Origin of the sequence: Bradyrhizobium sp. 142, from assembly GCF_023074015.1 — a bacterium.
GTDB lineage: Bacteria > Pseudomonadota > Alphaproteobacteria > Rhizobiales > Xanthobacteraceae > Bradyrhizobium.
Map to the genome: position 1 here is coordinate 109,888 of NZ_JADPKQ010000198.1, position 6,000 is coordinate 115,887.

At 59.3% G+C, this 6,000-nt stretch carries 9 protein-coding genes and 1 pseudogene; 7 read left to right on the forward strand and 3 right to left on the reverse strand.

Annotated elements, in window-relative coordinates; translation table 11 throughout:
* Nucleotides 1-348: 348 nt before the first annotated feature.
* Together IVA82_RS17850 and IVA82_RS17855 are read left to right on the forward strand one after the other, a co-directional pair.
* Nucleotides 349-582: a DUF2171 domain-containing protein gene (locus tag IVA82_RS17850; RefSeq protein WP_247389147.1), complete on the forward strand. Its 234-nt coding sequence runs from the start codon at nucleotides 349-351 to the stop codon at nucleotides 580-582.
* Nucleotides 583-791: 209 nt separating this feature from the next.
* A pseudogene (locus IVA82_RS17855) lies at nucleotides 792-1,133 on the forward strand (competence protein ComEC); the annotation flags it as partial.
* A gap of 289 nt (nucleotides 1,134-1,422) precedes the next feature.
* Here the strand turns inward: IVA82_RS17855 and IVA82_RS17860 are convergent.
* Nucleotides 1,423-1,923 (reverse strand): hypothetical protein, encoded by a 501-nt coding sequence (locus tag IVA82_RS17860; protein ID WP_247389146.1) that lies wholly within the window; start codon nucleotides 1,921-1,923, stop codon nucleotides 1,423-1,425.
* 248 nt (nucleotides 1,924-2,171) lie between these two features.
* On the opposite strand from IVA82_RS17860, the gene IVA82_RS17865 reads away from it, so the two are divergent.
* Nucleotides 2,172-2,354: a hypothetical protein gene (locus IVA82_RS17865; protein WP_247389145.1), complete on the forward strand. Its 183-nt coding sequence runs from the start codon at nucleotides 2,172-2,174 to the stop codon at nucleotides 2,352-2,354.
* The gene (locus IVA82_RS17870) at nucleotides 2,341-2,871 is read left to right on the forward strand and encodes an HK97 family phage prohead protease (RefSeq protein ID WP_247389144.1); all 531 of its coding nucleotides are present in this window, start codon (nucleotides 2,341-2,343) and stop codon (nucleotides 2,869-2,871) included. Before IVA82_RS17865 ends, IVA82_RS17870 begins: the two co-directional genes overlap by 14 nt.
* A gap of 473 nt (nucleotides 2,872-3,344) precedes the next feature.
* Here IVA82_RS17870 and IVA82_RS17875 read toward each other — a convergent pair whose 3' ends face one another.
* Nucleotides 3,345-3,770 (reverse strand): hypothetical protein, encoded by a 426-nt coding sequence (locus tag IVA82_RS17875; RefSeq protein ID WP_247389143.1) that lies wholly within the window; start codon nucleotides 3,768-3,770, stop codon nucleotides 3,345-3,347.
* 239 nt (nucleotides 3,771-4,009) lie between these two features.
* Between IVA82_RS17875 and IVA82_RS17880 the strand changes: the two genes are divergently transcribed.
* The 3 genes from IVA82_RS17880 (at nucleotide 4,010) to IVA82_RS17890 (ending at nucleotide 5,221) form a co-directional block, all read left to right on the forward strand.
* Nucleotides 4,010-4,165 (forward strand): hypothetical protein, encoded by a 156-nt coding sequence (locus IVA82_RS17880; RefSeq protein ID WP_247389142.1) that lies wholly within the window; start codon nucleotides 4,010-4,012, stop codon nucleotides 4,163-4,165.
* A gap of 77 nt (nucleotides 4,166-4,242) precedes the next feature.
* Nucleotides 4,243-4,806 carry a hemerythrin domain-containing protein gene (locus IVA82_RS17885; RefSeq protein WP_247389141.1) on the forward strand — a complete coding sequence of 188 codons (564 nt, stop codon included), beginning with the start codon at nucleotides 4,243-4,245 and terminating at the stop codon, nucleotides 4,804-4,806.
* Between the two features lie 139 nt (nucleotides 4,807-4,945).
* Nucleotides 4,946-5,221 carry a hypothetical protein gene (locus IVA82_RS17890; protein ID WP_247389140.1) on the forward strand — a complete coding sequence of 92 codons (276 nt, stop codon included), beginning with the start codon at nucleotides 4,946-4,948 and terminating at the stop codon, nucleotides 5,219-5,221.
* Nucleotides 5,222-5,353: 132 nt separating this feature from the next.
* Here the strand turns inward: IVA82_RS17890 and IVA82_RS17895 are convergent, their stop codons facing one another.
* Nucleotides 5,354-5,530 (reverse strand): hypothetical protein, encoded by a 177-nt coding sequence (locus IVA82_RS17895; protein ID WP_247389139.1) that lies wholly within the window; start codon nucleotides 5,528-5,530, stop codon nucleotides 5,354-5,356.
* Between the last annotated feature and the right edge of the window lie 470 nt (nucleotides 5,531-6,000).

Genomic DNA, 6,000 nt, shown 5'->3' on the forward strand with positions numbered 1-6,000 from the left:
ACTTCAGCGGTCGATCTTCTCGCGGAGTCGGTGATGCGGGGCGTTGCAAGCGCCCAATTCAGTTGCGCCGGCAACGCCTGGCCTCAGGGGTTTTGGACCACCTGAGGCCAGCTCCAGCGGCCTTAGAACCGCGAGCCTCCACTCCCCTTGCCCGTCTGTCGGGGAGGCGGGGAAACCAGTGTAATCCCGCCGGGAGCCGGCACCTTATGAGACTTTCGGCTCAATCAGCTTGATCCGAGGCTACTCCGTCCCAGGATAGGAGAAGCCCATGGCGCAACCCGCCGGCCCGTCATCAACGAACGCAAAGGCCTCTCAAGCGTTGTGTGGGTCCCAACGAGGATCCCTATCATGCAGAACATCTCAGAGCACATGGAAGTCATCGGCGCCGACGGCGTCCACGTCGGCACGGTCGACCGCGTCGAGGGCAATCGCATCAAGCTGACCAAGAAGGACAGCGGCGAGGGCAGCCACAAGGGCCACCATCACTTCATCGACAAGGGGCTTGTCGCCGACGTCGAGGGCAACAAGGTGCGGCTGTCGGCCAAGGCCTCGGTCGCGGTGACGATGGAAGAGGAAAAGTAGGGGCGAGTCGGTTCGTTCCTGATCCGTACCGCTATTCGCGCGACCGCACGTTCCAGTAGCCTCTGCACCCGTCGCGTATCGTAAGGTGCAGGGGAATGGCGGAGCCGGGCCGGCCAGTACGCTCCTAGGGAGTTGCGGGGACGTGGCCGGTCGGCCGCGCAGCGCCGGCCGGCGGCCTTGTCCCGGCGGGCTTTGGCGCCTGGCCCTCTATCGTCGAGACATTTCGCTCATGGGCTAGTGCAGAGGCCGGCGCCGGGCGGTTGCTGCCTTGGCTGCCCGTCGCCTTCGGCTGCGGCATCGCGCTGTATTTCGCCGCCGATCATGAGCCGGTGCTGTGGGTGGCCGCCGTAACGGCGGCTGCGATGACGACCGGTGCGATCCTGCTGCGCCGGAGCCGGCTGTTCGGGCCGGCGATCATGATCGCGGCGGTCGCGGCCGGATTTGCCGTGGCGATCTGGAAGGCGGCGCGCATCGCGCATACCGTGCTGGCAAAGCCGCTCTATTCGGTGTCGTTGTCCGGGTTCGTCGAGACTCGCGACATCCGCGAGCGCGCTCGCGAAGCACAGGCATCGCGCGGCGCTTGCAAGAGGCAGGATTACTGCCTTCGGGCGCACCCGGCGTCCCGCCTGAGTTGGACGAAGACAACGTCCTCGATCTCGTTGTTGCGCTCGCCTCTGACGCCGAGTTGCACAACGCTGTGGACGCAGTCCGCGCGTACCACGCGATGACTCCCGGCGGTGCTGATCTCAATGGCGCACCCGACACAATCCCCAATGCACCGATTGCCGCTTCCATCCTCATTGAGGATGCCAGGGCAGGTGTTGCGGAGGCTCGGAAATCTCAGGTTGAGATCTCGCACAACGCCTGCGCCCTAGCCTCGCGCTCGATATCGTTCAATAGCGCGTCATGATGTTCGCGTGCAGCCTCCAGCGCCCTGGCAGCGTCACACACCGCACCGAGGCGTCGCTGGTATTCCTGACGCATGGTGTCGCAAACGACTTTGCTGGCGACGTTTCTGGACTCATTAAGGCGCCGAAGGATCACCTCTTGTCCGGCCTCGATCGTGGCCATCTCGCCAGCAACTTCACGCTGCCGCTGCGTCAGCATTGTCAGGCTGTCTGGGGCATCGCCGAGCAGGCGCGCAACGTCGGGCGAAAGGCGCTGACCACCCGCCGCTTTCTCAGCTTCGATTTCGCCGCGAAGTTTTGAGCGCTCAGCGTTCAATTTGCGGTACCGATCATTCAAATCTTCCTGCTTAGCCAGCAGCGTAGCGTGTTCAGGGCTGGCATCTGCCAACGACGGAATGCGGAACGGTTCAGTATCTTTCTTCAAAGTTGCCATTACTTGTCGTCTCCAAAAAGTTCTTCGAGCGCGTCAGCAAGCGCGGCTACGCTAAGGGTGATTGATTTGTGGTGACCGTGGGATGGCCAATGGGTTGCGCCCTTGCCCGGCACGCAGAACCGAACAACCTGGGCGTTGGGCTTGTGGCGTGCGGCTCGATTATTTGAGGCCGGTTCGCCCGTTCTTCTTGGGCGATCGACGCGACGGCAAGGTTTTCTATTTTCTGAAAGAGGTGAAGGAGGCGGGGCATGCTTGAAAAAGCAGATGAGCGCCGCGCCAAGATGAAGCGGCGCATCTCAATCCGTGGCAAATACTTCAAAACTGACGACACGGACCCAATCGCAATCGCCCGCGCGCTGAGAAAAGACTCAAAGCTCGGTAAACGTGAGGCGCGCTTGGAGCTAGCGGAGGCAAAGGTTGGCCGAAGCTAAGACGATATGGGGGTACTGCGTCCTGTGGGAATCCAGCACAACCATCGCAAACGAATTTATTGAAAAGTTTGCTAAGGGTTCGCTTTCGCGCAGCATTGTAGAGGACGACATCAGGATGTTGCTCGACCATGACTCTGGTCGTGTCGTCGGGCGCACGCGGTCGAAATCTCTCCGCTTGCGGGAAGATGCTCTGGGCCTTCGGTTTGAGGTCGATGTCAACCTAGATAGCCCGGACGGACAAACACCTGCCGCGACGGTCGCGAGGCGAGATGTGTCCGGAATGTCGCCGCCGTTCTACGTGGAAACCGAAAATTGGGATGATGGCGGAAGTGGGTTACCGCTCCGCACGATCACTTCAGCTCGGCTCAAAGAGATCAGCGCTGTCGCCTGGCCCGCCTATCCGCAGACAACCGCTGTGATGCGGTCCACCGACGCTACGAACAATGCTGCAGCCGCGCGACGACGTATTGAGGCGGCGATGCGCAGGCGAGGGATCGGGTTGACGTCTGAGCGGTAGCGGGGGGTGGAGGGGTGTCCGATGGTTCTAAATCAATCCGCTCTTGGCTACCGGACGCCCCCAACTTCGCGCGCATCTGCAAATCAGACCCCCAAGGTAAGAAATGTCACGACCAAGAAAGCCAGCCGCCAAGGCGCTGGTTGAAAGGCCGGCATCTCATCAATGCTGGCCGTTATAAACGCAACGAACCAACCGCCGCCGCTATCGGAGAGCCGCTGCCTGGCGCGAGTTTGCGGGCAAGTTGCCTTGGCTCAATCACAGTCACCGCGCCTTGCTGGAAATTGCCTGCGCGGTGCGTGCCCGCCTGCAATCAGGCGAGGAGGTTGGCACGAAAGCGCTCAGCTTGCTGAGGTTGTGCCTCAGTTCAATGGGCGCGACGCCGGCTGACGCAAGCAAGGTTAGCTGGACAGCCGAGGAGGAGCTAGATGACTTGCTCGACTAACCTTTCACGGCGCAAGCTGCGAAGGTCGAAACTAGATTACGAACGTCGTGCCAAGATTGAGGACCATCTTGACCATCCACTGGCCCTTGATCGTAAAGGTCATAGGACTGGGGTTGGGTATCGCGAAATTGAAAAAGACGTTTCCAGTCTTGTTAAAGGCCACGCCCGACAATTCATCTGGTAAAAATGAAACGTTTTGCGTGACGTCACCGCGATGCCCCTTGATGTCCTTCAATGACCATGGACCGCTGAAGTTGCGCGTAAGTTGCGTATCTAGTTGGAAGTCCGTGTCCGAAACGCCGCTTCCAGAAATTGGTCCGGAGCAACCTAACAGTGCTGCGATGTTAGCTACTCTGCTGCCAAGCTTGAACGATATCGAAGCGGTGCCCGACGACGCGCGTATCCTCAGCACGTGCGCAGCAATAAACCAATCGTCTGCTTTGGTGTCGGCGGCCACGACCGTCTCCCGCTGTAAACTGGAACCTCCATCTAGCGACTGGAGATTAACAGTCCTGATGTCATACTCATGTGAAGTGGTTCAGTCGCAGATCTGAGCCGGTTTCAACTTGGCGAGCTTTGCGGATCATTTCATTTCGCGCGGTGCCAGTCCCGGCGGCAATACTTCTAGTCCAGCCCCCAGAGGGATTAACATAATCCCGGATATTCATTGGTGTGGACCGACAATGCGAAGGTTCAATGAGATTGGTTGATTTTAAGCGAGAGAAGTCGAGTGGGCTGCACGCCGGTAGCGAGCACGCTCAGGTGATCCGCGAGCCGGTCGAGGTCGTGCTCGGGCTTCGGGCGCATCTGATGAAGGAGACTGCCGTCAGGAAAGCCGAACGGCCGATTTAAGTTGTCTCAGATTGATCTGTCGCAAATGCTGACACCGGACCAAAGACTATATTGAGACCGGTTTACGGAGCTCTGCCATGATCATAGAGCGCTTATCCCAAGAGCATCTAAACATTGAGAAGCTGCTGGCCATCCTTGAGCGGGAACTCGAGGTATTCGACCGCGGCGACCGTGCTGACTACGAGGTCATTCACGCGGTTATCAGTTATTTCGAAGTCTACCCAGAAGTTTATCATCATCCCCAGGAAGACTTGGTATTTGCCAAGCTGAGGGCACGAGATCCGGCTGCTGCCGCGAAAGTCGGCGATCTAGCTCGCGAACACGAGAAAGGGGCCCAACTTTTACGCCGCGTCGCTCAGGCGGTCGACAGCGTTCTCGCGGATCGTGAGATTCTGCGCGAAGATGTGGATCTCATCGTTCGCGATTTTATCGCGCACGAGCGCCGTCACATGATGATGGAAGATCGCGATTTCTTTCCCGTGGCACTTAAGGTTCTCGCGCCTCAAGATTGGACTGAGATCGCTTCAGCCGCAACGAGTCACAATGACCCGCTATTCAGCGATGTTGCCGAAGAGCGTTTTGACGCGCTGCGCGCACATATTTTGCGGCTTGAGCACGAGGCTGACGCGGAGCGCAAGTAATCGCGCTATGGTGTCGCGCGGTGCATTGTGCCGCGCCACGCTGAGAACGCTGAGGTCAAGCGCGCAAGGGAGAGTCAGAATTGGGCTGCGCTTTGCTTCCGCGCTCACATACGCTTGCGGCCCGAAGAAGGAGGCTCTGATGCCGCTCCACACCGACAATCTCGAATCGGCCATGCGCTATGCATTGCTGACAACGCGCGCTATAGCCGTGTGTCCTTTCCACCCAGAGGTCATAATCCGCGTCGGAGACGGCGACGCCGAAACCCATGCTTATTACCGCGCCAGAAGCATCACCAAGAATGATGGCACGTGCTGGGAGCGTGAAGATCTCATGGAGGAGATTGTGCGCCAACTCTCGGATGCGGCCGACGGCGTGTGTCCTCGATGTGCGGAGCTGGTTGCTTCCCATAACTGACGGGCCGCGGCGTCAGGTCACCGGAAAGGGAAAACCGGGGCGAGAAACCTTAGAGTTGGCTAGCTGAAAGCACTTCGGTACAACCTCCTCGTTCACGAGGCTGGCTTTCGGCAGGATCGCCGGAAGACAACTTCACGATAGCGGGCCTTCATGGAGCAGCGCGAAGACTACTTGCTCCGGTTGGCGAGCGCTTTGGATGATATCGGGGCGGACCAGCAGGTGATAATTCGGGAGCGGTACATCGAACGGGCGTTTGGCGGGAATGGTGCCCTCGCACTTGCAGAGGCCGAAGTCTTCGCCCGCGCTCATGGCTGCACGTTTCGTTACGATCGGATTGAGCAACGAGGCGTGTTCACCCGGTCGTATCCCGCCGGTGGACGGGCTTAACCTGGCCTTGGGTTCGGTCTTCTGATGGAAATTCGGCACTCGCCGCCCGCTCGACGGCCGGTTGATCAGTTTCGGGTGCCGCGGGTTCTCGCACTTCGGCCGCTTGTCGGTTTCTTTGAAACGCCCATCCGACCAATCCCGCCAGCACGAGGACGGCCCCGGCGAGCATCAACCAGTGTGGGTATTCGATCCTGGAGAGCATCGCTGTTCCCGCTAGTGCTCAGCGCTCACTTTCGTGCCGCAGCGGCTAGGTATGCAACCGTTTTTGATGGCAATGGTTTCGGCGACAGTTTGTACTCGTCCGAGGACGGCCGTCTTGCGAGTTCATCCGGTCTGTAGCTGACTGTCGGTATGGATATCCTTACTGATAGTCGCCAAGTGCGTCGCCTTGA